General features: G+C 42.4%; 26 protein-coding genes. 19 read left to right on the top strand and 7 right to left on the bottom strand.

The window, feature by feature from the left end; genetic code table 11:
* Positions 1-79: 79 nt before the first annotated feature.
* The 4 genes from serC to nth all read left to right on the top strand — a co-directional run bounded on the left by serC (position 80) and on the right by nth (position 3,571).
* The gene (gene serC, locus K1J09_RS03005; RefSeq protein WP_223322355.1) at positions 80-1,171 is read left to right on the top strand and encodes a 3-phosphoserine/phosphohydroxythreonine transaminase; all 1,092 of its coding nucleotides are present in this window, start codon (positions 80-82) and stop codon (positions 1,169-1,171) included.
* Positions 1,172-1,183: 12 nt separating this feature from the next.
* On the top strand, positions 1,184-2,359 hold the full coding sequence (locus K1J09_RS03000) for a 3-phosphoglycerate dehydrogenase family protein (RefSeq protein ID WP_223322356.1): 1,176 nt from the start codon (positions 1,184-1,186) through the stop codon (positions 2,357-2,359).
* 134 nt (positions 2,360-2,493) lie between these two features.
* Positions 2,494-2,847, top strand: a complete 354-nt coding sequence (locus K1J09_RS02995) for an arsenate reductase family protein (protein WP_061583049.1) — start codon at positions 2,494-2,496, stop codon at positions 2,845-2,847.
* Positions 2,848-2,941: 94 nt separating this feature from the next.
* Positions 2,942-3,571 (top strand): endonuclease III, encoded by a 630-nt coding sequence (gene nth, locus K1J09_RS02990; protein ID WP_002905087.1) that lies wholly within the window; start codon positions 2,942-2,944, stop codon positions 3,569-3,571.
* Positions 3,572-3,596: 25 nt separating this feature from the next.
* Here nth and K1J09_RS02985 read toward each other — a convergent pair whose 3' ends face one another.
* The 3 genes from K1J09_RS02985 to K1J09_RS02975 form a co-directional block, all read right to left on the bottom strand.
* Positions 3,597-4,190, bottom strand: coding sequence for a helix-turn-helix domain-containing protein (locus tag K1J09_RS02985; protein ID WP_011837300.1), 594 nt, complete (start codon positions 4,188-4,190; stop codon positions 3,597-3,599).
* 169 nt (positions 4,191-4,359) lie between these two features.
* Positions 4,360-4,746, bottom strand: a complete 387-nt coding sequence (locus K1J09_RS02980; protein ID WP_002894702.1) for a bleomycin resistance protein — start codon at positions 4,744-4,746, stop codon at positions 4,360-4,362.
* A gap of 11 nt (positions 4,747-4,757) precedes the next feature.
* Positions 4,758-5,585, bottom strand: a complete 828-nt coding sequence (locus K1J09_RS02975; RefSeq protein ID WP_125351219.1) for an exodeoxyribonuclease III — start codon at positions 5,583-5,585, stop codon at positions 4,758-4,760.
* A gap of 140 nt (positions 5,586-5,725) precedes the next feature.
* Between K1J09_RS02975 and K1J09_RS02970 the strand changes: the two genes are divergently transcribed.
* The 13 genes from K1J09_RS02970 to lacG all read left to right on the top strand — a co-directional run bounded on the left by K1J09_RS02970 (position 5,726) and on the right by lacG (position 18,974).
* Complete coding sequence (locus tag K1J09_RS02970; RefSeq protein WP_002897090.1) at positions 5,726-6,181, top strand: DUF3290 family protein; 456 nt, start codon at positions 5,726-5,728, stop codon at positions 6,179-6,181.
* Complete coding sequence (locus K1J09_RS02965; RefSeq protein ID WP_223322357.1) at positions 6,178-6,810, top strand: DUF421 domain-containing protein; 633 nt, start codon at positions 6,178-6,180, stop codon at positions 6,808-6,810. The genes K1J09_RS02970 and K1J09_RS02965 overlap by 4 nt, the downstream gene beginning before the upstream one ends.
* Before the next feature lie 127 nt (positions 6,811-6,937).
* Positions 6,938-8,935: a methionine--tRNA ligase gene (gene metG, locus K1J09_RS02960; protein ID WP_223322358.1), complete on the top strand. Its 1,998-nt coding sequence runs from the start codon at positions 6,938-6,940 to the stop codon at positions 8,933-8,935.
* 14 nt (positions 8,936-8,949) lie between these two features.
* Positions 8,950-10,377, top strand: coding sequence for a DUF6287 domain-containing protein (locus K1J09_RS02955; protein WP_049543142.1), 1,428 nt, complete (start codon positions 8,950-8,952; stop codon positions 10,375-10,377).
* Positions 10,378-10,519: 142 nt separating this feature from the next.
* Entirely contained in the window at positions 10,520-11,275 is a 756-nt protein-coding gene (locus tag K1J09_RS02950; protein ID WP_049543145.1) for a DeoR/GlpR family DNA-binding transcription regulator, read from the top strand.
* A gap of 208 nt (positions 11,276-11,483) precedes the next feature.
* Entirely contained in the window at positions 11,484-11,909 is a 426-nt protein-coding gene (gene lacA / locus K1J09_RS02945; protein ID WP_009659075.1) for a galactose-6-phosphate isomerase subunit LacA, read from the top strand.
* 16 nt (positions 11,910-11,925) lie between these two features.
* Positions 11,926-12,441, top strand: a complete 516-nt coding sequence (lacB, locus tag K1J09_RS02940; protein WP_002905077.1) for a galactose-6-phosphate isomerase subunit LacB — start codon at positions 11,926-11,928, stop codon at positions 12,439-12,441.
* 12 nt (positions 12,442-12,453) lie between these two features.
* Positions 12,454-13,383 (top strand): tagatose-6-phosphate kinase, encoded by a 930-nt coding sequence (locus K1J09_RS02935; protein ID WP_223322359.1) that lies wholly within the window; start codon positions 12,454-12,456, stop codon positions 13,381-13,383.
* A gap of 3 nt (positions 13,384-13,386) precedes the next feature.
* Positions 13,387-14,367 carry a tagatose-bisphosphate aldolase gene (gene lacD, locus K1J09_RS02930; RefSeq protein WP_223322360.1) on the top strand — a complete coding sequence of 327 codons (981 nt, stop codon included), beginning with the start codon at positions 13,387-13,389 and terminating at the stop codon, positions 14,365-14,367.
* Between the two features lie 196 nt (positions 14,368-14,563).
* The gene (locus K1J09_RS02925) at positions 14,564-15,397 is read left to right on the top strand and encodes a PRD domain-containing protein (RefSeq protein ID WP_223322361.1); all 834 of its coding nucleotides are present in this window, start codon (positions 14,564-14,566) and stop codon (positions 15,395-15,397) included.
* A 48-nt stretch (positions 15,398-15,445) separates the two neighbouring features.
* Complete coding sequence (locus tag K1J09_RS02920) at positions 15,446-15,763, top strand: PTS lactose/cellobiose transporter subunit IIA (protein WP_023916554.1); 318 nt, start codon at positions 15,446-15,448, stop codon at positions 15,761-15,763.
* Positions 15,763-17,469: a lactose-specific PTS transporter subunit EIIC gene (locus K1J09_RS02915; protein ID WP_002914631.1), complete on the top strand. Its 1,707-nt coding sequence runs from the start codon at positions 15,763-15,765 to the stop codon at positions 17,467-17,469. The genes K1J09_RS02920 and K1J09_RS02915 overlap by 1 nt, the downstream gene beginning before the upstream one ends.
* Positions 17,470-17,567: 98 nt before the next feature.
* Positions 17,568-18,974, top strand: coding sequence for a 6-phospho-beta-galactosidase (gene lacG, locus K1J09_RS02910; RefSeq protein WP_223322362.1), 1,407 nt, complete (start codon positions 17,568-17,570; stop codon positions 18,972-18,974).
* A gap of 54 nt (positions 18,975-19,028) precedes the next feature.
* Here the strand turns inward: lacG and K1J09_RS02905 are convergent, their stop codons facing one another.
* Complete coding sequence (locus K1J09_RS02905; RefSeq protein WP_002905070.1) at positions 19,029-19,238, bottom strand: helix-turn-helix domain-containing protein; 210 nt, start codon at positions 19,236-19,238, stop codon at positions 19,029-19,031.
* Positions 19,239-19,250: 12 nt separating this feature from the next.
* Positions 19,251-19,778, bottom strand: coding sequence for a DUF2975 domain-containing protein (locus tag K1J09_RS02900; protein WP_223322363.1), 528 nt, complete (start codon positions 19,776-19,778; stop codon positions 19,251-19,253).
* 196 nt (positions 19,779-19,974) lie between these two features.
* Between K1J09_RS02900 and K1J09_RS02895 the strand changes: the two genes are divergently transcribed.
* Positions 19,975-20,694 (top strand): suppressor of fused domain protein, encoded by a 720-nt coding sequence (locus K1J09_RS02895; protein ID WP_002897097.1) that lies wholly within the window; start codon positions 19,975-19,977, stop codon positions 20,692-20,694.
* A 75-nt stretch (positions 20,695-20,769) separates the two neighbouring features.
* Positions 20,770-21,330 carry a hypothetical protein gene (locus K1J09_RS02890; RefSeq protein ID WP_049553200.1) on the top strand — a complete coding sequence of 187 codons (561 nt, stop codon included), beginning with the start codon at positions 20,770-20,772 and terminating at the stop codon, positions 21,328-21,330.
* Positions 21,331-21,481: 151 nt separating this feature from the next.
* Here the strand turns inward: K1J09_RS02890 and K1J09_RS02885 are convergent, their stop codons facing one another.
* The gene (locus K1J09_RS02885) at positions 21,482-22,678 is read right to left on the bottom strand and encodes a ferredoxin reductase family protein (protein ID WP_049553201.1); all 1,197 of its coding nucleotides are present in this window, start codon (positions 22,676-22,678) and stop codon (positions 21,482-21,484) included.
* A gap of 158 nt (positions 22,679-22,836) precedes the next feature.
* Complete coding sequence (locus K1J09_RS02880) at positions 22,837-24,051, bottom strand: DUF2974 domain-containing protein (protein WP_049553202.1); 1,215 nt, start codon at positions 24,049-24,051, stop codon at positions 22,837-22,839.
* Positions 24,052-24,183: the final 132 nt, after the last annotated feature.

Here is a 24,183-nt window from a genome sequence, read left to right as displayed (position 1 = left end):
AGTGCTAGATTTCTGAAATAAAATAGATATTTTCTAAACTTTGTGATATGATATACAAAATAAATTTTGGAGGTAGGATATGACGATTTACAATTTTTCTGCTGGACCGGCAGTATTGCCCAAGGAAGTCTTGAAAAAAGCTCAGGCTGAGTTTTTAGACTATGCCCAAAGTGGCATGAGTGTGATGGAGCTGTCCCACCGATCCAAGGAATTTGACGATATTATCAAAGAAGCTGAGAGCTTGCTGCGTGAGCTCATGGATATTCCGGACAATTACCGCGTGCTCTTTCTGCAGGGTGGAGCTTCTACTCAGTTTAGTATGATTCCCCTTAATCTAGCCCAAGGCGGCAAGGCCTATTACCTAGTGGCTGGATCTTGGGGAAAGAAAGCTTACACCGAAGCAGTCAAACTGTCTAAGTTCATTCCTTTTGAGCCCATTCTCTTGGCTTCATCAGAGGATTTAAATTACACGGAAATTCCTTCTTTTGATGAAAAGGAGATTGATCCGCAGGCGGCTTATGTGCATCTGACAACCAATAATACTATCGAAGGAACGGCTGTTTATGACCTTCCTGCGACTAATGGCGTGCCGATTGTGGCGGACATGTCTTCTAATATCCTTGCTGCTCAGTACCGAGTAGAGGATTTTGGTTTGATTTATGCTGGGGCTCAGAAGAATATCGGACCTGCTGGCGTGACAGTTGTCATCATCCGAGAAGACTTGTTGGATGATGAGCCAGTTTTATCTAGCATGTTAGATTACCGCATTCAGGCGGACAATGGCTCTCTTTACAATACACCACCTACTTTCGCTATCTATATGGCCAAGCTGGTTTTTGAGTGGGTCAAGGAGCTAGGTGGTGTAGCAGAAATGGAAAAGTGCAATCGTGAAAAATCTGGCCTTTTGTACGACTTCATTGAGCAGTCTGACTTTTATCGCAGTCCAGTCCGTTACAAGGAGCAGCGCTCAGTAGCCAATATTCCCTTTGTGTCTCCTAGCCCAGAGCTGGATGCCAAGTTTAATAAAGAGGCTGCAGCAGCAGGATTCAAGAATATCAAGGGGCACCGCAGCGTAGGCGGCATGAGAGCTAGTCTCTACAATGCCTTTCCGCTCCAAGGTGTCAAGGACTTGATTGCCTTTATGCAGAAATTTGAAAAAGAAAATTCTTAAGAGAGGGAAACTATGGTCTTTAGTGTCAAAACCTTTAACAATATCAATCAAATCGGTCTTAAGGAGCTGGGCAATGCTTTTCAGATTGACGGAGATAAGTCTGACAATCCGGATGCTTATATTCTGCGCAGTCAAAACCTGCATGGACAGGAATTTCCAAGCAAGCTCAAAGCCATTGCGCGGGCAGGTGCAGGAACCAATAATATTCCTGTCGACCAGGCAACGGCTCAGGGAATTGTGGTATTCAATACGCCAGGAGCTAATGCCAATGCGGTGAAAGAATCGGTCTTAGCTTCCATTCTCCTGTCTGCTCGTGACTATATCGCAGCTAACAGTTGGGCTAACGGCCTTGCTGGAGATGATGTTCCCAAGCAAGTGGAAGCTGGTAAGAAGCAGTTTGCTGGGACAGAGATTGCAGAGAAGACTTTGGGAGTCATTGGGCTGGGAGCTATTGGCGGCCGTATTGCCAACGATGCCTATCGTCTGGGAATGAATGTCCTTGGTTATGACCCTTATGTATCCATTGAAACGGCTTGGAATATCTCTAGCCATGTCAAGCGGGTAGCAGACATTAAGGAAATTTTTGAAAAAAGTGATTATATCACTATCCATGTGCCCCTGACTGAGGATACACGCGCTACTTTTGATCAGGCTGCTTTTGGTCTTATGCAAAAGGGAACAACCCTCATCAACTTTGCCCGTGGCGAGCTGGTGGACAGCGCTGCCCTCTTTGAAGCCTTGGAAGCAGGTGTAGTCAAGCGCTATATCACAGACTTTGGTGTAGATGAGCTGCTCCGTCATCCGCAGATTACAGTCTTTCCGCATCTGGGTGGCTCGACCGAAGAAGCTGAGCTCAACTGTGCCATTATGGCTGGGAAAACCATCCGTCGTTTCATGGAAACGGGCGAGATTATCAACTCAGTGAATTTCCCTAATGTCCGTCAGGCACTCTCAGCGCCTTATCGGATTACCTTGATTAACAAAAATGTACCAAATATTGTGGCTCGGATTTCAACAGCTGTTAGTGATTTAAATATCAATATTGATAATATCATCAATCGTTCCAAGGGTGATTATGCTTATACCTTGCTGGATCTGGATGAGTCGGACGAAAGCAAGATTCAGGAGCTGGTTGATAAATTTGAGAATAGCGACAATATTGTGCGCGTGCGTTTGATTAAAAAATAACCGAAAATAGAGGTGTTTCTTCATGGAATGCGCCTATACCAGCCGATGAGCCTTTCTCTTGTCGGCTTTTTCTAATGAGTCTCGGCTTGACAAGAAGGAGCTAGCTGGGCTATTATAGGGACGGAGGAAAAACAATGTTACAATTTATCGAATACCCCAAATGCTCTACCTGCCGCAAGGCCAAGGCTGAGCTCAATCAATTAGGAGTGGATTTTGAAGCGGTGGATATTGTCCAAAATACACCTAGCCGGGATCAGCTCCTAGACTGGATTCAGAATTCTGATTTTGAGATCAAGGCCTTTTTCAATACCAGCGGGCTCAAATACCGTGAACTGGGACTAAAAGAACAGGTGCCACATATGACAGCTCAGGAAGCTGCAGATTTATTATCGACAGACGGCATGCTGATTAAACGGCCGCTCTTGGTTCGAGATAACCAAATCTTGCAGATTGGCTACCGGAAGGCGTATGAAGAGTTGGGATTGTAAAGTATTAAGAACAGCTGCTTTCTCAATCAAGTTTTTTGGATGCTTCTTCCTTTCATGATATAATAAATCTATCTCAATCTTAGAAAGAAGAATCATGGTTTTATCAAAAAAACGGGCTCGTCATGTGATTGAAGAGATTATTGCTCTTTTCCCTGACGCCAAGCCCAGTCTGGATTTTCGCAATCACTTTGAGCTTTTGGTAGCGGTCATGCTGTCGGCTCAGACGACGGATGCTGCGGTCAATAAGGCAACACCGGCTCTGTTTGAAGCCTATCCAAGTCCGCGGGATATGGCTACTGCTGGTGAAGCAGACATTGCTAAATACATCTCCCGTCTGGGTCTCTATCGAAACAAGGCCAAGTTTTTGAAGAAATGCGCCCAGCAGCTTTTGGACGACTTTGACGGTCAAGTACCACAAACGCGGGCAGAATTGGAAAGTCTGGCCGGAGTTGGTCGCAAGACAGCCAATGTAGTCATGAGTGTGGGCTTTGGTATTCCAGCCTTTGCTGTTGATACCCATGTGGAGCGCATCTGCAAGCACCATGATATCGTTAAAAAGTCAGCAACGCCACTAGAAGTAGAAAAGAGAGTTATGGATGTCCTTCCACCAGAACGCTGGCTACCTGCCCATCAGGCCATGATTTACTTTGGTCGTGCCATCTGCCATCCTAAAAATCCCGAGTGCGATCACTATCCGCAACTCTATAACTTTAAAGACATTTAAAAAGCGAGGTCTGATGACTTCGCTTTTACTTGATAGGGAAGAAAGTAAGTAAGAGCCAAGAAAACAACAGAGCAATAGCGCCAATTCCAAGGCTAAATAGAACAGGAAGGATAATGTTTTGGTAAGGAGCCTTGCCCCTTTCCTCAGCTTCTTCAATCTCGCTCAGGCTGCGTCCTTGATCATAGGCGACAATCTGGCGAAAGGTACGAAGATTATGCTGTTTCTTGAATTTCTCAATGCGTAGGGCGTAGAACATTGTGATAGCAAAAATCAAGCAACTAATAGCGATACCAAACCAATCCAAATAAAGAATTAGTGGAATCATTATTATAGGACTGCCAATCAGTAAAATGGTAAAAACCGCTCCATCTTTTTGATAGCGCATAAATTCTTGGTCGTGAATAATTTGTTTCATGGTTTCCAAATCTCCTTTGACTAGTTTGTCCAATGACACTTCAAAAACCTTGCTCAGTAAGAGCAGATTTTGAATATCAGGATAGGTTGCGCCGCGTTCCCAGTTGGAAATGGATTGACGGCTGACAAAGATTATTTCAGCTAAATCGTCTTGAGATAAATTTTTCTCTTTACGATAGTGCTGGATTTGTTTTCCGACTTGCATAAGATTTCCTCGCTTTCTGATTTTATTCTACTCAATTATACAAAAAATGACTATCAAAATTCTTTGACATGTTGATTTCATGGGATTTAGCAAAGGTTTTTGCCACTGGATTTACAGGTCTGTCAATTCATGTTTACCTACTGAAAAAGAGGCTAGCAGCCTCCTTTTCTTATTCACTAAATCTTAAAAAATAACCATCTGGATCCAAAATCGCAAATTCATGGGGATAAATAAAGCTATCTCCCACTCGAAATTCTCTTTTCGTCAGAGGACGATGGATGGGATAGTCAGCTTCCAGTAGTTTTTGGTGGAGCTGAGGGACATCTTCAATGCCAAAGGAAATATTGACACCGCGCCCGAAAGGATAGGTTAGTTGGGCTAATTCTTCTACGCTGCCTTCTTCTAGCATAAGTTGGCAGTCTTCAAGTGAGAGGAAGAGAAATTTCTCCTCTGGACGCTCATATTGGACAGAGAATCCCAGCAAGTCGCAGTAGAAGTGGCGCGACTTTTCGATGTTGGATACCACAAATTCGGGAATGACAGCTTGATAGTCCATTCGTTTTCTCCTTAGAGCTCAATCTCCATGACAATCGGTGTGTGGTCTTGGCGCGCACCGGAGTCAATCATATCAGACTTGGTCACCTTGTCAGCTACACGGTTGCTTGTCAGCCAGTAGTCGATTCTCCAGCCTGTATTGTTGATTTTAGAAGTCTTGCTACGCTGCGCCCACCAAGTGTATTGGTTAGGGATATCGCCGTGTAAGTGGCGGAAGGTATCGGTGAAGCCTTTAGCCAGCAGGTTGGTGAAGCCAGCGCGCTCTTCGTCAGTAAAGCCTGGTGAACGGCGGTTGCTGGCTGGATTGGCCAAGTCAATTTCCTTGTGGGCCACATTGTAGTCGCCAGTAGCGAGGACTGGTTTTTGTTGATCTAGTGTTGCCAAGTATTCAGCGTATTTGGCATCCCAGACTTGACGGTCATCCAAGCGTTTGAGTCCATCGCCAGCATTAGGCGTATAAACTTGAGTGACAAAGAAACCGTCAAATTCCAGCGTAATGATGCGACCTTCAACATCCATGGTTGACGGAGCGCCAATTTCTGGGAAGGTTACAGTTGGTGTCAGTTCTTTTTTGTAGAGGAACATGGTTCCCGCATAGCCTTTGCGGGCCGGCTCTTGGGAGGAGCGCCAAGTATTTTCATAATCTGGGAAAAGATTTGTCAAAATCTCCAAGTGCTTTTTCGTAGGACCAGTCGCAGACAGTTTTGTTTCCTGAATGGCGATGATATCTGCATCTTCTGCTTGCAAGGTCTGAAGAACAGCTTGCGAGAGCTGAGCTCGGGCAGAATCACTGGTCAATGCAGCGTTGAGAGAGTCAATGTTCCAAGAGATGAGTTTCATAAAATTTCCTTTTCTAGTAGAAGTTTACTGAGTTTATTATAACAAAATTTAGGAATGATTTATAGCAAAGTGACTGCAAGGGGCTTGAAAAAGTAGGAAAGATTTTCTATAATAGAGCGAGTAAAAATAGGGGGAAAGCCATGAAATTCTATTCTTATGATTATGTTTTGAGTCAGATTAGCCAGCAAAACTGGGTGACAGTTGCGCTTTCTGTCTTGCTGCTGCTTGTGACAGGTTTTTTTGCTTTTAAGGCCTATCGCAATAAGCGTGATTCAAAATTTCGGGAACTAGCCATTATTTCCGTTTTGGCCTTGGTGGCTATGGTCTTGATTGGCATTAGCAATTTTCAGACTGACCAAGACTCTAACAACCAGTTTCAAACCTCTCTGCATTTTATTGAGGTCATTTCAGAAGACTTGGGTGTAGATAAGTCGGAGGTCTATGTCAATACTTCAGCCGCGACGGATGGAGCGATTTTGAAGGTCGGAAAGAACTTTTATCGGGCTATGAGCGGTAGTGAGCCGGATAAATATCTGCTTGAAAAAATTGACTTGCATAAGACGACAGATATCGAAATAGTGGAGGTTGAAAAATGACGTTGAATTTTCTTGAAATCCTAATTAAACTAGCACTGGGGCTTTTCTCACTCGTTTTTGTCATCAACGTGACGGGAAAAGGCAATCTGGCGCCTAATTCAGCGATCGACCAGATTCAAAACTATGTTCTTGGTGGTATTATCGGTGGGGTGATTTACAATAGCTCCATTAACATCCTCCAGTATACGGTCATTCTCATCATGTGGACCATCTTGGTCTTGACCCTAAAGTGGCTCAATAACAATGTTCGTGCGGTTAAGCATTTGATTGATGGCAAGCCGACAACGTTGATTCAGCACGGGAAATTGAGTCCCGAAGCCTGCCGTTCTGTTGGTCTTTCAGCAGCAGATGTAGCTTTGAAGCTACGCAGCCAAGGTATTTTCCATCTCAAGCAGGTCAAACGGGCGGTTATAGAGCAAAACGGCCAGCTGATTATTGTACAAGCTGGTGAAGAGAATCCTAAATATCCCCTTATCACAGATGGTGTTGTCCAGATTGATATTTTAGAGTCTATTGACAAAACAGAAGAGTGGCTGGTGGAGAGACTGGCTAAAGACGGATACACCGATATTTCGAATATCTTCATCGCAGAGTATGAAAGTGGCAACTTGAATGTTGTGACCTATTAAACCTAGAATATTTTCTAGGTTTTTTAATTGATTTTATTGTAAATGAATGTCTTTTCGCAAACTTAACAAAATATGATATAATGAAGTGCTATTAAAAAAGGTTTCATTAGCCTTGAAAGGATTAAAAATGACTGAAAAACAATCGTTTTATATTACAACCCCTATCTACTATCCGAGCGGTAAACTCCACATCGGGTCTGCCTATACGACCATTGCTTGTGATGTTCTGGCTCGCTACAAGCGTCTCATGGGCTACGATGTTTTCTATCTGACTGGCCTTGACGAGCATGGACAGAAGATTCAGCAAAAGGCTGAAGAAGCTGGTATCAGTCCTCAAGCTTATGTCGATGGGATGGCAGTTGGGGTCAAGGAACTCTGGAAACTGCTGGATATTTCTTACGATAAGTTTATCCGGACGACTGATGACTACCATGAAAAGGTTGTAGCCGATGTCTTTGAAAGACTCTTAGCCCAAGATGATATCTACTTGGGTGAATATTCAGGCTGGTATTCTGTATCTGATGAGGAATTCTTTACTGAAAGCCAGCTGGCAGAAGTCTTCCGTGATGAAAATGGAAAAGTAACTGGTGGAATCGCACCGTCTGGACATGAAGTGGAGTGGGTATCAGAAGAGTCTTATTTCCTCCGTCTCAGCAAGTACCAAGACCGCTTGGTAGAATTTTTCAAATCTCATCCTGACTTTATCACGCCGGACGGTCGTCTCAATGAAATGCTGAAAAACTTCATTGAGCCAGGTCTGGAAGACTTGGCTGTATCTCGGACGACCTTTACTTGGGGCGTGCCAGTGCCATCTAATCCTAAACACGTAATTTATGTCTGGATTGATGCCCTGCTTAACTATGCGACTGCTCTTGGCTACGGTCAGGATGATCACGCTAACTACGATAAATTCTGGAATGGAACAGTCTTCCACATGGTGGGCAAGGACATTCTGCGTTTTCACTCTATCTACTGGCCAATCCTTCTTATGATGCTTGATATTAAGCTGCCCGACCGCTTGATTGCTCACGGCTGGTTTGTCATGAAGGATGGCAAGATGTCCAAGTCTAAGGGCAATGTGGTCTATCCCGAAATGCTGGTAGAACGCTATGGTTTGGATGCATTGCGTTATTACCTCATGCGCAGTCTTCCTGTTGGTTCAGACGGAACCTTCACTCCTGAGGACTATATAGGTCGGATCAACTATGAATTGGCCAATGACCTCGGAAACCTCCTCAACCGTACGGTTTCTATGATTAATAAGTATTTTGATGGTCAAGTGCCAACTTATGAAGAAAATGTGACAGACTTTGATGGAGCTTTGGCTCAGGTAGCAGCTCAATCTATTGCTGACTACTACAAACACATGGATGCAGTAGACTACCCACGCGCCCTAGAAGCAGTCTGGACGCTCATCTCCCGTACCAATAAATATATCGATGAAACCGCTCCTTGGGTTCTGGCTAAGGATGATTCCAAGGTCAAAGAACTGGCAGCAGTCATGAGCCACTTGGTAGCCAGCCTTCGTGTTGTGGCACACATGATTGAGCCTTTCATGATGGAAACCAGCAAGGCAGTCCTCAGCCAACTTGGCTTGCCTCAAGCAGCTTCGCTGGAAAACCTAGCAATTGACCAGCTCCCAGCAGGCCTGACAGTTGTAGAAAAAGGAACACCAATCTTCCCACGTCTGGATATGGAAGAAGAAATTGCCTATATCAAGGGACAAATGGAAGGCAACAAACCTGATGTTGAAAAAGAATGGAATCCAGAAGAAGTCGAGCTCAAACTTAACCGCAAGGAAATCAAGTTTGACGACTTTGATAAGGTAGAAATCCGTGTCGCAGAAGTCAAAGAGGTGTCTAAGGTTGAAGGTTCTGACAAGCTTCTTCAGTTCCGCTTGGATGCAGGAGACGGTGAGGACCGCCAAATCCTCTCTGGTATTGCTAAATACTATCCAAATGAGCAAGAATTGGTCGGTAAGAAAGTCCAAATCGTAGCCAACCTCAAACCGCGCAAAATGATGAGCCGCATCAGCCAAGGTATGATTCTATCAGCCGAGCACGGCGACCAACTGACTCTCCTGACTGTGGACGAGAGAGTACCAAACGGCAGTTTGATTGGATAACAAACTTTGATTTAATGACAATCCCCCAGCAGGAGGCTACTGGGGGATTTATTAGTATTTCCCATTTAGAAATAACTCATATATTTATTTTAAGGATTTACAATTCTAATCCAAAAAGTTATAATAACATTGGTTTTGTAAGGGAGTTAAAATTATTAAATGAATCGGAGAGAAATATGAGAAAAAGTTACAGGGGAACAGATAGAGTTAAAAAACAGAAATTTATATTTGGGGGTTCTATTATTTTTATAACTGTCCTAGGCTTAGTTTGTTTTTTTGTCTATAATCAACATAGTTCGAAAAATACTAAAGAAGTTAGTGAACATATATATAGTTCAGATAAAGTTGATATTACAGGGGAGTATATTTCTAATACTGGCAGTAAAGCTATAATTAGTTCCCTTGACCATAAGTGGAAAATAGACTATCAAACATCCGATGGTATGGTTTCTGGTATTTTTGAGACTAGTTGGAAAGAAGAGGAAAAGAAAAAAACATCCACTAGCAAAATGAAAAAATCTGATGGTTATGATAGTTTTAATATTACTATTGAAGTATTTGATGAGAAATCTAAACTTGTTACAGTTACTTTATCTGATGGTGATTTGAACCATGAAATGATATTTTCCAATCAAAAAGATTTTTTTAAATCAGATAATGCCAAAGACCAGGACTTAGTACTCAAGGGGAACTTATCTTCATTTGACGGTGTTTATTCCAATGACGATTTGGAACAATCAATAGCTGATTCAGGATTTACTTTATATGCTTATAAGCCTGAAGATTATTTTCAAAATCGAACCAGTGTATTCCCAAGAATTACTGGAAAAGGCAATGATTGGAATTTTTGGAGTGGCTCTTCTCATATGCAATATAAGTTGAATGAGAATAAACTGCCTAGAAAAATAGGAGATTATTATGAAGCATATTTTATTGGAGTAAACCAAATAGCTGTAGAGGGTAAAGAAATTTCAGTGTTTTTGGTTCCAGAAAATATTGAGGGACCAAATGGAGATATTAGTTCAGAAAAAAGAATAATATTTGGCCAAACAAATCAAATTAGTTTTAGAGAATATCAAGATAAGTGGTGGGAAAAATATACTACTGACTCAGTAGAGAAACAAGATTTGGACATTGAAGCCATTATGAAAGGTGATTATGCGACTTTAGCAGGTGTCTGGAAAAACGGAGAAGGTCTGGAGATAATTATAACCGCAGATGGAAAAACGAACAGAAATGAGAGTATCTCACCAAATTCGATTTCCAATTCCAAGTTTCCAACACTCAACATTCGGTCAGGAAATTCAGGAGCTATGATTGCTTTATTTAAAATAGGCTTTAGAAATCCGTATGGTGATCAATCTGATAGTAGTAGACCGAGATTAGTTTTTGGTCAGAATATCGGAAATGTCCCTGCTGATCAATACTACTATAAACAGTAGGAAAAATTAAAAATCCGAGAACAGAAACAGTTACTGTTCTCGGATTTTTATATCATATTTTGTTTAAAACAAACAAAAAATATGGAAAAAAACAGAAAAATGAGTTATAATAAACAAAACCAATGTGTAGAGAGGCTAAAGTATGGGAAAAAATCAGAGACAGGACGAAATAGTTAAGCTGGTGGATCGAGCTGGGACAGTGACGGTTGCTGAGATTGTAGAGAGTATGAAGGTCTCAGATATGACGGTTCGGCGGGATTTGATCGAGCTGGAAAGTAAAGGGCTGCTGACTCGTGTTCACGGTGGGGCTAAAAGTAATCAGCACCTCAAGTACAGAGAAATCCCTCATGAAGAGAAACTTTATCAGAATATCGAGGCCAAGCGGACTGTTGCCAAAAAGGCTGTGGAGCTGATTGAAGATGGCGATACTATTTTTCTTGGGCCGGGGACTTCTGTGGAAGTGCTGGCAGAGGAAATCACCAATCAGCATCTGCGCGTGATTACAAATTGTCTGCCGATTTTTCACGACCTTTTAAAAAAGAAGTCGGATACCTTCAAAGTCTTTCTCCTTGGTGGGGAGATGCGGGAAGCGACTCAAGCCTTTGTCGGCGAGATGACCAATGCCATCATGGATAAGATGTACTTTACTAAGATGTTTTTCAGTGGCAATGGTATCAAAAACGGGCAGATTATGACCTCTTCTTTTGAAGAGGCCTATACTCAGAAGCTAGCTTTGGAGCGCTCGACAGAGACATATCTACTGATTGATTCTTCTAAGATTGGCAAGGAAGATTTTACCTCTATCTGTCCTTTGTCGGAGATTACAGCTGTTATCACAGACCAGATGTCTGAAAATGCTCAAGAAGAACTGGAAGTTTATACCAAGATTATTTCTTAGTTTATTTTAAATGGATGAAAAAATTATCAGAAAGCTCTTTTTAGGGCTTTTTTGTTTATTTTAATCATCTTCAAAAATATTTTGATTAAAACAAACAAAAACCTGTTGACAAATAACTTTTAAAGGAGTATAGTATGCTTATAGGAAACAGAAAGTGTTTTTTATAAACAATATTCTGTGCAAAAAAATCAAACAAAGGAGAATGCTCATGGCAATTATTATTGGAGCAGATGCTGCTGGAAGCAAGCTGAAAGATGTGGTCAAGGATTTTCTCGTCGGAGAAAACTTTGAAGTGGTGGATGTGACGAAAGAAGGTCAAGATTTTGTTGATGTGACCCTTGCAGTTGCGGCTGAGGTGAATAAACAAGAGGAGAATCTTGGTATTGTCATTGACGCTTATGGAGCTGGTCCATTCATGGTAGCGACCAAAATCAAAGGCATGGTTGCGGCAGAAGTCTCAGATGAACGCTCTGCCTACATGACTCGTGGTCATAACAACTCTCGCATGATTACAATGGGAGCTGAAATCGTTGGTGAAGGGCTGGCTAAGAACATTGCCAAAGGCTTTGTCAATGGTAAATACGACGGCGGCCGCCACCAAATCCGGGTCGACATGCTCAACAAAATGTGCTAAAAAAAGGAGAAATCAAATGAAAATTGCAATTGGATGTGACCATATCGTTACCAATGAAAAAATGGCAGTCTCAGATTTTCTAAAATCAAAAGGCTATGAAGTTCTTGATTTTGGTACTTATGACCATACACGTACTCACTACCCAATCTTTGGTAAAAAAGTAGGGGAGGCAGTCGTTAGTGGACAAGCTAATCTTGGTGTTTGTATCTGTGGTACAGGTGTCGGTATCAACAACGCTGTAAATAAAGTTCCTGGTGTTCGTTCAGCTTTGGTACGTGATATGACTTCAGCTCTCTATGCTAAGGAAGAACTCAACGCGAATGTTATTGGTTTTGGTGGAAAAATTACTGGTGAGCTCCTCATGTGTGATATCATTGAAGCTTTCATCCATGCGGAGTACAAGCCAACTGAAGAAAATAAAAAATTGATCGCAAAAATTGAGCACGTTGAGACTCACAATGCTCATCAGGCAGATGATAATTTCTTTACAGAATTTCTTGAAAAATGGGATCGTGGAGAGTACCACGACTAGTGAGGTAGCCAGATGATTCTTACAGTGACCATGAATCCTTCTATCGATATTTCCTATCCTTTAGAAGAATTGAAAATAGATACTGTTAATCGTGTTGCGGAAGTCAGTAAAACAGCGGGCGGCAAAGGCCTCAACGTAACCAGGGTCTTGGCAGAAATTGGAGACAATGTCGCTGCGACGGGACTGATTGGTGGGACCAATGGTGAATTTCTCTTGCGGAATCTTCATCAAGCTGTACGGCCATTATTTTATAATATTTCGGGAGATACGAGGAATTGCATTGCCATCTTACATGAAGGTAAACAAACAGAAATCCTAGAAGCCGGTCCGACTATTACAGCGGATGAGGCAAATGGTTTTTTACATCATTTTAAATCATTAATGGAATCAACTGAAGTAGTTAGCATCTCGGGAAGTCTACCAGCCGGTTTACCTGTTGAATATTATATTCAATTGGTTGAAATTGCTAATCAAGCTGGCAATAAGGTGGTGCTGGATTGCTCTGGAGCTGCTCTGGAAGCTGTGCTCAAATCAGATGTCAAACCAACTGCCATCAAACCTAATAATGAGGAACTTTCTCAGTTGTTGGGTCGCGACGTTTCCAAAGATTTGGATGAATTAAAAGCTGTCCTTTCAGAACCGCTATTTGAAGGAATCGAGTGGATCATCGTATCACTCGGTGCAGATGGCGCTTTTGCCAAACACTGGGACACTTTCTATAAAGTGGATATTCCTAAAATCCAAGTGGTCAATCCAGTTGGCTCTGGGGACTCAACTGTTGCAGGGATTTCTTCGGGTTTGAGTCTTCGGTTAGATGATGCTTCCTTATTGAAGAAAGCAAATGTTTTGGGCATGCTCAATGCCCAAGAAAAAATGACTGGACATGTCAATGTTGAAAACTACGACGTCCTATACAATCAAATCACAGTAAAAGAGGTATAAAGAATGGTATTAACAGAACAAAAACGTAAGTACATGGAAAAACTTTCTGATGAGAATGGAATCATTTCTGCCTTGGCATTTGACCAACGTGGTGCTTTGAAACGCCTCATGGCTCAACACCAGGAAGCAGAACCAACAGTAGCTCAAATGGAAGAACTGAAAGTTTTGGTCGCAGAAGAGCTGACTCCTTACGCTTCGTCTATGCTGCTGGATCCTGAGTATGGACTGCCTGCTACTAAAGCTTTGGACAAGAATGCAGGCTTGCTATTGGCCTATGAAAAGACAGGCTATGATACTTCTAGCACCAAGCGCCTGCCAGACTGTCTAGATGTTTGGTCAGCAAAACGCATCAAAGAACAAGGTGCGGATGCGGTGAAATTCCTTCTTTACTATGATGTAGACAGCTCTGACGAACTTAACCAGCAAAAGCAGGCTTATATCGAGCGTGTGGGTTCAGAGTGTGTGGCAGAAGATATTCCTTTCTTCCTTGAAATCTTGGCATACGATGAAAAGATTGCGGATGCAGGTTCTGCAGAATACGCCAAAGTAAAACCACATAAGGTTATCGGTGCTATGAAGGTCTTCTCAGATCCACGTTTCAACATTGATGTCTTGAAAGTGGAAGTACCAGTCAATGTTAAATACGTTGAAGGCTTTGGCGATGGTGAAGTGGTGCATACTAAAGAACAAGCAGCTGCCTTCTTCAAGGAACAAGATGAAGCAACTAACCTGCCATACATCTACTTGAGTGCGGGTGTATCTGCGAAACTTTTCCAAGAAACCCTTGTGTTCGCTCATGAGTCAGGTGCCAACTTCAACGGCGTTCTTTGCGGACGTGCGACTTGGGCTGGCAGTGTCAAAGACTACATTGAGCAAGGTGAAGAGGCAGCTCGTAAGTGGCTTCGTACAACTGGATTTAAAAATATTGATGAACTCAACAAGGTTCTTCAAAAAACAGCGACCTCTTGGAAAGAAAGAGTCTAAAATTTGTTAAAAAATAAATAAAGTAAGGGTTTACATTCTGATACTGATATGCTATAATGAAATCAGAAATTGAATAGGGTGAGCGTTACTAAGTTGGATTAGGCGTGACCGCAAATAAATTGAGGGAAGATATAGCCTCGGTTTGTTTGTGGTCTTTTTGTTTTGCCAGAACCCTAGAAAATGAAGAGGAGGAGATATGTATCGAATCATACATCCTATGAACAACAATGTTGCTCTAGCCAAACATGAAAATGGTGAAGAGGTTGTTCTGATTGGCAGTGGTATAGCCTTTAATAAAAAGAAGGGTGATATCGTTCTTGAAAGTAAGATTGAGAAAATCTTTCGCCTAAGAACGGAAGAATCTAAAGAAAACTTTGTAGCCTTGCTCAAAGATGTTCCACTGGACTTTATCACAGTGACCTATGATGTGATTGACACCCTTTCTAAGAAGTATGATTACCCCGTCCAGGAGTATATCTATGTCACGCTGACGGACCACATCTACTGTTCTTATCAGGCTCTGCAGCAGGGGCGGTACAAGGAGAGTGATCTGCCGGATGCTTCGGACAAATACCCTGTCCCTTATCAGATTGCTCAGGAAGCGGTAGCGATATACCGCGAGCGGTTGTTAGATCATTTCCCTAGCGACGAGGTCAATCGTATTGCCTATCACTTTATCAATGCCGAAGGGGAGACCAATCCTGAGGGGCAAAGCCACTTGGGCAAGCGAAAAGATATTCTGGCTGCAGTTGAGGCAGAGCTGAAGAAAAATGGCATTAAAAGAAGTGCAGAAAACAGCAATTTTTATGACCGTTTTATGATTCACCTGAACTACTTTTTAGACTATCTGGACAGAAGCCGTGATGACAATGTTTCCCTGCTGGAAATGGAAAGTCAGATCCAGATGACCTATCCTCAAGCCTATCAGGTCGGAAGTGATATTTACCAAATCATTGCCCAGAAGACGGGAATTGATCTTTACCGCAGCGAACGGGTCTACCTGGTGTTGCATATCCAACGCCTTTTATAATAGAAAATAATAATAACATTTCACATAAGAATACAAGGAGGAACTCTCATGAATAGAGAAGAAGTAACATTGCTCGGTTTTGAAATTGTGGCCTATGCTGGTGACGCTCGCTCCAAGCTCTTGGAAGCATTGAAAGCCGCAGAGGCTGGGGATTTTGCTAAGGCAGATGCCTTGGTAGAAGAAGCCAATGGCTGTATCGCCGAAGCACACCATGCTCAGACCAGTCTCTTGACAAAAGAAGCGGCTGGAGAGGACTTGGCTTACAGTGTGACCATGATGCACGGCCAAGATCACTTAATGACTACCATCTTGCTAAAAGACATAATGCACCATTTGATTGAACTATACAAAAGAGGAGTAAAATAATGAACAAACTCATCGGACTTATTGAGAAAGGGAAGCCTTTCTTTGAGAAGATTTCTCGGAATATCTATCTCCGTGCTATTCGGGATGGCTTTATCGCTGGTATGCCAGTCATCCTCTTCTCATCTATCTTTATCTTGATTGCCTATGTGCCAAATGCTTGGGGGTTCCACTGGTCTAAGGACATTGAAACTTTCCTAATGACCCCTTATAGCTATTCGATGGGGATTCTGGCTTTCTTTGTGGGTGGGACCACTGCTAAGGCGCTGACAGACTCTGTCAATCGCGACCTGCCTGCGACAAACCAGATTAACTTCTTGTCTACTATGCTGGCTTCTATGGTCGGCTTCCTCCTCATGGCTGCTGAACCTGCCAAGGAAGGTGGCTTCCTAACTGCCTTCATGGGAACCAAAGGTCTTTTGACAGCTTTCATCGCAGCCTTCGTTACGGTTAATGTCTACAAGGTTTGTGTAAAAAATAATGTCACAATCCGCATGCCAGAAGAAGTTCCACCAAATATTTCGCAAGTATTTAAAGACTTGATTCCATTTACTGTATCAGTTGTTCTGCTCTACGGTTTGGAACTGCTTGTTAAAGCAAGTCTAGGAGTAACCGTTGCAGAATCCATCGGAACGCTTCTTGCTCCGCTTTTCTCAGCAGCTGATGGCTATCTGGGAATCACTCTTATCTTTGGTGCTTATGCTTTCTTCTGGTTCGTAGGAATTCACGGTCCATCTATCGTTGAGCCTGCCATTGCTGCCATTACTTATGCCAATATCGATGCTAACTTGGCTCTGGTTCAAGCTGGTCAGCATGCGGATAAGGTCATCACTTCTGGTACTCAAATGTTCATCGTTACCATGGGTGGTACTGGTGCTACCTTGATTGTTCCATTCCTCTTCATGTGGATCTGTAAGTCCGAGCGTAACCGTGCAATTGGTCGAGCATCTGTTGTCCCAACTTTCTTTGGTGTCAATGAGCCTATTCTCTTTGGAGCACCAATCGTACTGAATCCTATTTTCTTCATTCCATTTATCTTTGCACCTATCGCAAACGTATGGATTTTCAAATTCTTTGTTGATACTTTGAACATGAACTCCTTCTCAGCCAACCTTCCTTGGGTGACACCTGGACCTCTGGGAATTGTGTTGGGGACCAACTTCCAGCTTCTGTCCTTTGTTCTTGCAGCCCTTCTTGTCGTAGTGGATGTCATTATTTACTATCCATTTGTCAAGGTTTATGATGAACAAATCCTAGAGGAAGAACGTTCTGGCAAAGCTAACGATGCTCTTAAAGAAAAAGTAGCAGCTAACTTTAACACTGCTAAAGCGGATGCTATCCTTGAAAAAGCAGGAGTGGATGAAGAAGCTCCAGCGCAAAACAATATTAGCGAAGAAACCAATGTTCTGGTGCTCTGTGCAGGTGGTGGTACTAGCGGATTGCTGGCCAACGCTTTGAATAAAGCAGCAGCTGAATACAATGTTCCTGTCAAAGCAGCAGCGGGTGGCTACGGTGCTCACCGTGAAATGCTGCCTGAGTTTGACCTGGTTATCCTGGCTCCTCAAGTTGCCTCCAACTTTGAAGACATGAAGGCGGAAACGGATAAATTGGGTATCAAGCTGGCTAAGACTGAAGGCGGCCAATACATCAAATTAACCCGTGATGGCAAAGGAGCACTGGCCTTCGTGCAGGAGCAATTTAACAACTAATTTGTTAGCTCGTTTGAGGTGAAGCAAAGTTCAATTCCCCTGTTATTTACCTATTTACTTACTTGTTTCGCCTCAAATGCTATTGAAAGGAAAATAAGATGACAAAAAGCTTACCTAAAGATTTTATTTTCGGTGGTGCAACAGCGGCCTATCAAGCTGAGGGAGCAACCCACACAGATGGAAAAGGACCTGTTGCCTGGGACAAATACCTAGAGGATAACTACTGGTACACGGCAGAGCCTGCCAGTGACTTTTACCACAAATACCCAGTGGATCTGAAATTGGCTGAAGAGTATGGCGTCAATGGAATTCGGATTTCCATTGCTTGGTCACGGATTTTTCCGACAGGCTATGGCGAGGTCAATCCAAAAGGTGTGGAATTTTACCATAATCTTTTCGCAGAATGCCACAAGCGTCATGTAGAACCTTTTGTGACCCTTCACCACTTTGATACACCAGAGGCTCTTCATTCAAATGGCGATTTCCTCAATCGGGAAAATATTGAGCACTTTGTGGACTATGCGGCTTTCTGTTTTGAAGAATTTCCAGAAGTTCGCTATTGGACAACTTTCAACGAAATTGGTCCCATTGGTGACGGGCAGTACTTGGTCGGCAAATTCCCGCCGGGGATTCAGTATGACTTGGCCAAGGTTTTCCAATCCCACCACAACATGATGGTCTCCCATGCCCGCGCCGTTAAGCTTTATAAGGACAAGGGTTACAATGGTGAAATTGGTGTCGTTCATGCACTTCCGACAAAATATCCTTACGATCCAGAAAATCCAGCAGATGTCAGAGCAGCAGAGTTGGAAGATATTATCCATAACAAGTTTATCCTAGATGCGACTTATCTGGGACACTATTCAGATGTAACTCTGGCAGGAGTGAATCACATCCTTAAAGTCAATGGTGGCCAGCTGGATCTGCGAGATGAAGACTTTGCAGCTCTAGAAGCAGCTAAAGACCTCAATGACTTCCTTGGCATCAACTACTATATGAGTGATTGGATGCGCGACTTTGACGGTGAAACGGAAATCATTCACAACGGAAAAGGTGAAAAAGGAAGCTCCAAGTACCAGATTAAGGGTGTAGGGCGCAGAGAATCTCCAACTCATATACCAAAAACTGATTGGGATTGGATTATCTATCCGCAAGGTCTTTATGATCAGATCATGCGGATTAAGAAAGATTATCCAAACTACAAGAAGATTTATATCACAGAAAATGGTCTGGGTTATAAGGATGAATTTGTGGACAATACGGTTTACGACGATGCTCGCATTGACTACGTCAAGCAGCATCTGGAAGTTTTATCCGATGCGATTGCGGATGGAGCTAATGTCAAGGGCTACTTTATCTGGTCTCTGATGGATGTCTTCTCTTGGTCTAACGGTTATGAAAAACGCTACGGCTTATTCTACGTAGACTTCGAAACGCAGGAACGCTATCCGAAGAAATCCGCTCACTGGTATAAGAAACTGGCTGAAACTCAAATCATTGAATAGCAAAGCAAAACTCCCATCCGTAGCTGAATGAAATCAGCTAGGACGGGAGTTTTTTTATTCTTCATCATCTGTAAATTCTAGGATGTCTCCGGGCTGGCAATCAAGGGCTTTACAGATAGCATTGAGGGTGCTAAAGCGGATAGCCTTAGCCTTGCCCGTTTTGAGAATGGAAAGATTGGCGTTGGTGATACCGATGATATCGGCCAGTTCACCCAGTTTCATCTTTTTCTTGGCCAGCTGGACATCAAGATTAACGATAATCATGATAGCAGCCTCCTAGATGGTAAATTCATTCTCTTCAGCTATATCAATCCCCTTTTCCAGAATTTTCATCATCAGCCAAATAATCAGAGCACCCAAGAGAGGTGTAAAGCTCATACTGGCGTTAAAAGAGAAAGGGAGGGTGATGGGATTGCCTGATGCAGCAACCTTAACGGAAAGAAAGGTCAGAGCCAGAAAGACTTTCCATGCCCGATTGGCTAGTTGGGTATTCGATGAATCAAAAATCTTTCCACCAATCAAATTTTTGATGAAATTACGAGCAAGATAGATGAGATAAATAGTCAAAGAAGCTGTGAGAAGGTTTATAACAAAGGCTAGAATACTCCACCAATTTGAAAAATCAACTGAGAGCAGAAATTGAACATTGAGCTTTATTCCCAACCTGTCGGAAAGACCGGTGTAAGAAATCACACTTAGGATAGTAAGAAACACCAAAATAGCAGCATAACCCACTATGATAAGGTTTAATAGAGTAACAATATCTTTGAGCAAAGAGTTATTTTTTAATTCAATCTTTTTCATGATGCTTACCTCTATCGAAAATCAGCCGGCAGTAGATTTTCTTTTCCTTTTATTTTTATTATAATCTATTTTTTATTGTATTTCAAGAAAAATATATCGAAAAACGATAAACACAAAAATAAATTTCCTTCTATCATAAAAGTAATTCCTTATTTTTTATGCTATACTGTTTTCAAATTAATTCAAGGAGGAAAAAATGGGAATTTTTGATTTCTTTAAAAAACAGTCGGAAAATCAGGAAGCTGAGGAAGTTGTCTATGAAGAGTACGAAGAAGTAGTAGAGGATGTCGAGCCGGTAGAAGATTATGTGGAAGCTCCGGGATGGGAAGCCATCTCAACAGAATTTGCTCGGATATACAATAATCAAGAGCCGGTAGATCACATTGAGGCCATTGTAAAATGGCGTTTTGGCGGGCCGGATCCGCTGGATGGTGTAGATGTCTATGATGCAGGTGACTCTTGGCATTTGGTTAGTTATGGCTTGTCTGAACTGTATGAAAAGCTCAGTGAAGATTCAAACTATAGTGGCTATGGTTTTGAATTTACCATGCGACTGAAGAAAGGAAATTATCAAGCTAATGATGAATTTATCAATATCGTCACGATTTTTCAGGAATTGGCGCGCCGGACCTTTGAGACCGGGGAGGTTTATCAGCCTTTTGAATACATTTATACTGGACAGCTTCTTGGCTTTGACCGTGAACAGGAATCTGCTTTGACAGGTTTTATCACGGTTCCGGATGTAGAAGCCCAGCCTTTGGAGACAGTCCACGGCCGGGTAGATTTTATTGAGCTGGTTGGAGTGACAGATGCAGAATTACAGCAAATCCTCAATGAAGAAGAGACTGCCCAAGGCCTCTACGCTCGCTTGGGCAGCGACCTAACAGACTATGGTCGGCAGTCGCTTGTTGGATGACGAGTTTTCATCAACTTTTGACAGCTCATTAGTTTTATTCTATAATGAAATTACTTTTTATTTAAGGAGACAAAAATGAAAAAAATTTTTTCAGCCAGCGTGGTTCTTTTAGCAGTAGCTACCTTAGCAGCATGTTCAAATAATCATTCATCCGTTACTTCTAAATCTTCAGAAAGCAAGGCTGCTTCTAGCTCAGTTAAAAAGTCTTCAAAATCAAGCAGTAAAGAAAGTAACTCAAGCAGTTCAAGTACTTCGTCAAGTGCTAATTTAGAAACACCTGACTTTGTCTTGGTTACAGACGAAGAAATCGCTAATGCAACAACAATTGGTGATTTGAAAACCGTCTATAATAAGCTTGCGGATAATTACATCAAATATAGTGGAGAAATTAGAGAAAAACTCCCTGAGTCTGAAAGAGCTGATTTTGACAAAGAAGCGGAAGCAGGTTTGAGAGCATTTGAGGAATCAAAACAGACTCTTAGTGATCAATTATCTCAGTATGGTTCAGATGATTTAGAAGTTCCAGCAGAAGTACGGGATCCGTTCCTGCAGAACTTAAAAGAGAAACGTGATAAACTGGTAAATGTTTTGAAAATGTCTTATATTTTTGTTTCAAACATGCCTAAAAAACAGTAAGATTGATGATTGAAATTAGTCCTTATTCTCTGGAGAAGATTTTTCCGAATCAGGCAGACCTCCCAATCTGTATCTTGATTCAGCTCCATCCATTACTAGACAATAAAACATCAGGGGCAACGCTAAGGTCGCTCCTGATGTTTTATACTCTTTATTTAAATTTAAAGCCTTCATAGACCAGATCTGCTTTAGGATTGGTCTTTTTAAATTCGTTGGCTAGTTTATCCATCATCTTGACAGGGCCGCACATGAAGACGGTGGTTTGGTTGTCCAGAGGATAATTCTTGAAGTCCAAATAGCCGGAGACCTTGCTATCGACCAAATGAAGGTCAAACTGCGGATTCTTGGCTGCGTAGTCTTTGAGTAGGTCTAGGTAGACTGCATTTTCAGCTCCAGTGTAAGCATAGTAGAAGCTGACTGGACGATTCAGATTAGGATTTTCTCGGATATAGGAGATGAAGGGCGTAATGCCAATCCCACCAGCAATCCAGATTTGTTTTTCCTGCCCTTGGTCCAGAATCATGTGACCATAAGCTCGGTCAATGGTGACCTTGGTTCCCTCTTGGATCTTGTCATAAAGTTTCTTAGTGTGATCGCCAGAGTTCTTGATAGTAAAGTAGACGATATTGTCATGGCCGCCAGAGATAGAGAAAGGATGTGGCGCTTTTTCAAATCCTTCTTGGAAAATCTTGACGAAGGCAAACTGACCGTACTGATAGTCTAGCTTTTGACTGAGTTGGATTTTCAACTCCACGGTATCGTGGTTCAGTCGTTTGACCTGCAGAATTTTCCCCAGATGTCGAAAGGCCAAACTTTGATAGAGGAAGATGATATAAAAGCCAGAAGCTAAACCGATGATAGCGTAGAATCCGACTACGAAGCCTAGCAAGGTCGGTGTCAGGAGTCGACCGCCCATCAGCATATAAGCGTGAAAGAGGCCAAAGATATAGGCCAGATACACAAAGCGGTGAATCCAGCGCCAAGCCTCATATTTGATGTGCTTGCCGAGATAGGCCACCAGAACAATGCTGACAAAGAGATAGATGCCGACATTCCCAAGCTGGGCTGCCAGATGAGATCCCCATAGACTGCCGCCCATGGCAACATTGTGGAGAGCGAGCAGGACGACGGAAAAGATAGCTGTAAACTTATGATAGGCGTACATCTTTTCGATGCCATGGAACCATTTTTCCAAAAGGGCGTTCCGAGTCGCAAGTAAAAAGGTCAGCGAAAGGGTAGTTAAGGCCAGACCGGGTACGATAAAGTTGGTCATCCCAGCTGAAGCCCAAGCATAGATGGTCAAGAGTATGCTGACAGCAATAAGGGCAATTCCTTTGATAGATTTCATGATGGTTTCCTTTCTGATTTTTATTACTACTTAGTTGTAAATAGGTTTGTTACATTCTAACAAAGAAAAAACAAGCTGTCAAGATAAGAGCTTGTTTCTTTTTTGGTATGGAAAGGCCAAGTTTTCTGTTGGATAAGATAAAGAGGACTTTTGCGATTTTACTCGTGAACTTCTGTAGCAGTCTCTTCCTTTTTGTCAGTCTCAGACTGGCCGAAAGGCAACTGCCTACTCCAGCGTGATAGATTTTCTCGAATATCTTTGCCAATTTCAGAAAGATTAGGTATGCTAATGTCATCCTTCCAGCTTTGAACACGCATATTCAGCAGGAGCTTGGACAAGCGCAGCAGCATGTCACGTTCTTGGTCTGTTAGGGATTGAGCATTTTTCAGGATATCGAGGACTTTGTTAAAGTTTTCAACATTGGACAGTTCGTCGACAGACTGGATACCAGCATCCAAAATCAGTCCGAAAAAGAGGTCGAAAAAGTCTTTAAGTTCTTCATCTGAAACGGTGCTGACCCAATTTTTAAAAGTCTTGTCTATCTGTAGGCTCTCTGCATCTAGTGTATCCAGCAATAGGAAAGAGGCTCCCTTGATTTTCCATGAAAAGGTATCGTGCTGGGCAAAGCCGCCGATGGCACTGCTTTTAACAATCCTAGCTTCCTTAGGTGTTTCCAGCATCATGCCGACGATGGAGTTCTGAGGCAGGTAGCGTTTCATCCTTTCAACCACAGCCTGGTAGCCATCGCTTTCGATGACAGAGTGATTGAGACCGGGAGAGTCATAGCTGTAGATGGCTTCAATACGGTCTTGGAGCGATGCTTCCATCTGACTGGCTGCATAAGAAGCCAGGTTTCCCCCTTTGGAATGGCCAGTTAGGATAAAGTTACCGGGCAGGTTTTCTAAGGCGTTTTGCAGATAGCGGGCGGCCATTTTCTGAGCAGGGATTTGAGCCATATAGGTCATGTGGAAGTCTTCCTTCCAGCCGACAATGGAGTCGTCTGTGCCGCGAAAGACCAGGACATAGGTATCAGGCTTGATTTTGAAAATCAAGGCAGCGAATTGCTTCTGGATATCTTGGTCAACATCATTGACATAGCCCATCAGTTTTAGATTTTTAAAGCGGGTAGAGGCTGCGGCCAAATCTAGCAGTTTCAGTCGGTTTTTGCTAACCATCATGGAGAGGTCGCGCGGTACTTGGTCGGCCAAATCCATCAGTCGGCAGTCGCAGTAGGGGGACATGTCTTCATGCACTAGTTGGTCAAAAGGCAAGTAGGTTAGCTCTGTCAGAATTAGCAGATCCAGTTCATTGAAAGGTTTATCATAAATGCTGTCATGCTGCACTTCTTCAAGGTAAGTAAAAATATTGCTCATGTTATATCTCCAATTTCTACTAGTTAGTATAGCATATTTTTCTGATAGAATTTCTCTTTTCCAGAAAAATCATACCTTAGACCGAGGATGATAAACAAGCAATCGCATTTTTTGGTATAATGTTACTAGTAA

Source organism: Streptococcus sanguinis (genome assembly GCF_019928825.1).
GTDB lineage: Bacteria > Bacillota > Bacilli > Lactobacillales > Streptococcaceae > Streptococcus > Streptococcus sanguinis_L.
This window is presented reverse-complemented; position numbering and strand designations above follow the sequence as displayed.

Coding starts and splice junctions, on each gene's coding strand:
- serC (WP_223322355.1), top strand. CDS start 80: ATGACGATTTACAATTTTTCTGCTGGACCGGCAGTATTGCCCAAGGAA.
- K1J09_RS03000 (WP_223322356.1), top strand. CDS start 1,184: ATGGTCTTTAGTGTCAAAACCTTTAACAATATCAATCAAATCGGTCTT.
- K1J09_RS02995 (WP_061583049.1), top strand. CDS start 2,494: ATGTTACAATTTATCGAATACCCCAAATGCTCTACCTGCCGCAAGGCC.
- nth (WP_002905087.1), top strand. CDS start 2,942: ATGGTTTTATCAAAAAAACGGGCTCGTCATGTGATTGAAGAGATTATT.
- K1J09_RS02985 (WP_011837300.1), bottom strand. CDS start 4,190: ATGCAAGTCGGAAAACAAATCCAGCACTATCGTAAAGAGAAAAATTTA.
- K1J09_RS02980 (WP_002894702.1), bottom strand. CDS start 4,746: ATGGACTATCAAGCTGTCATTCCCGAATTTGTGGTATCCAACATCGAA.
- K1J09_RS02975 (WP_125351219.1), bottom strand. CDS start 5,585: ATGAAACTCATCTCTTGGAACATTGACTCTCTCAACGCTGCATTGACC.
- K1J09_RS02970 (WP_002897090.1), top strand. CDS start 5,726: ATGAAATTCTATTCTTATGATTATGTTTTGAGTCAGATTAGCCAGCAA.
- K1J09_RS02965 (WP_223322357.1), top strand. CDS start 6,178: ATGACGTTGAATTTTCTTGAAATCCTAATTAAACTAGCACTGGGGCTT.
- metG (WP_223322358.1), top strand. CDS start 6,938: ATGACTGAAAAACAATCGTTTTATATTACAACCCCTATCTACTATCCG.
- K1J09_RS02955 (WP_049543142.1), top strand. CDS start 8,950: ATGACAATCCCCCAGCAGGAGGCTACTGGGGGATTTATTAGTATTTCC.
- K1J09_RS02950 (WP_049543145.1), top strand. CDS start 10,520: ATGGGAAAAAATCAGAGACAGGACGAAATAGTTAAGCTGGTGGATCGA.
- lacA (WP_009659075.1), top strand. CDS start 11,484: ATGGCAATTATTATTGGAGCAGATGCTGCTGGAAGCAAGCTGAAAGAT.
- lacB (WP_002905077.1), top strand. CDS start 11,926: ATGAAAATTGCAATTGGATGTGACCATATCGTTACCAATGAAAAAATG.
- K1J09_RS02935 (WP_223322359.1), top strand. CDS start 12,454: ATGATTCTTACAGTGACCATGAATCCTTCTATCGATATTTCCTATCCT.
- lacD (WP_223322360.1), top strand. CDS start 13,387: ATGGTATTAACAGAACAAAAACGTAAGTACATGGAAAAACTTTCTGAT.
- K1J09_RS02925 (WP_223322361.1), top strand. CDS start 14,564: ATGTATCGAATCATACATCCTATGAACAACAATGTTGCTCTAGCCAAA.
- K1J09_RS02920 (WP_023916554.1), top strand. CDS start 15,446: ATGAATAGAGAAGAAGTAACATTGCTCGGTTTTGAAATTGTGGCCTAT.
- K1J09_RS02915 (WP_002914631.1), top strand. CDS start 15,763: ATGAACAAACTCATCGGACTTATTGAGAAAGGGAAGCCTTTCTTTGAG.
- lacG (WP_223322362.1), top strand. CDS start 17,568: ATGACAAAAAGCTTACCTAAAGATTTTATTTTCGGTGGTGCAACAGCG.
- K1J09_RS02905 (WP_002905070.1), bottom strand. CDS start 19,238: ATGATTATCGTTAATCTTGATGTCCAGCTGGCCAAGAAAAAGATGAAA.
- K1J09_RS02900 (WP_223322363.1), bottom strand. CDS start 19,778: ATGAAAAAGATTGAATTAAAAAATAACTCTTTGCTCAAAGATATTGTT.
- K1J09_RS02895 (WP_002897097.1), top strand. CDS start 19,975: ATGGGAATTTTTGATTTCTTTAAAAAACAGTCGGAAAATCAGGAAGCT.
- K1J09_RS02890 (WP_049553200.1), top strand. CDS start 20,770: ATGAAAAAAATTTTTTCAGCCAGCGTGGTTCTTTTAGCAGTAGCTACC.
- K1J09_RS02885 (WP_049553201.1), bottom strand. CDS start 22,678: ATGAAATCTATCAAAGGAATTGCCCTTATTGCTGTCAGCATACTCTTG.
- K1J09_RS02880 (WP_049553202.1), bottom strand. CDS start 24,051: ATGAGCAATATTTTTACTTACCTTGAAGAAGTGCAGCATGACAGCATT.